The 510-nt window shown below is 66.7% G+C and carries 1 protein-coding gene; it reads right to left on the reverse strand.

The features are described 5' to 3' along the window. Window positions 1–440 (reverse strand): helix-turn-helix domain-containing protein (locus ACFPZJ_RS39830; RefSeq protein ID WP_381031979.1); only part of this gene is annotated, 440 nt, incomplete at its 3' end. Between the last annotated feature and the right edge of the window lie 70 nt (window positions 441–510).

Here is a 510-nt window from a genome sequence, read left to right on the forward strand (position 1 = left end):
TTGCGTCCGACGGCCGGGCGCCGGACCCGGATCTCCGTGCCGTCCACGATCCCGGTCTCCCCGGTCACACCGAGGTAATCGACGACCTCCGCCAGCGTCCGCAACCGCACTCCGGTGGTGACAGTGCAGCCTCGCTCGGCGAGCAGGGGACGCACCTCGCCGATGGCCCGTGTGATGGTGGAGCGGTCCACACCGAACCAGCAGGCCAGCACGTCATGTGTGGTCCCGTGGCGGAGATGGACGAGGGTCGCCAGTAGCCGGTCAACGAACACCAGCCGGTGCTTCGCACCGGCGCCCACAGCCCGTTTCCGCCGCCTGGACACGAGCTTGGCGTTGTGTCGCTCGTGCCACAACGGGCCCACCTCGGCAACGAGTTCAGCGATCACCTCAGCTGACAGGCCCGTGATCCTCCGGTCGTTGATGATCGCTGCACGAGACACGTTCCCCACCACACGACCATGATCGACGATCGAGAACTCGACGTCTCAACGCCTACCATGCACGAGCTCG

Source organism: Streptomyces bullii (genome assembly GCF_042657145.1).
GTDB classification, from domain to species: Bacteria; Actinomycetota; Actinomycetes; order Streptomycetales; family Streptomycetaceae; genus Streptomyces; species Streptomyces bullii.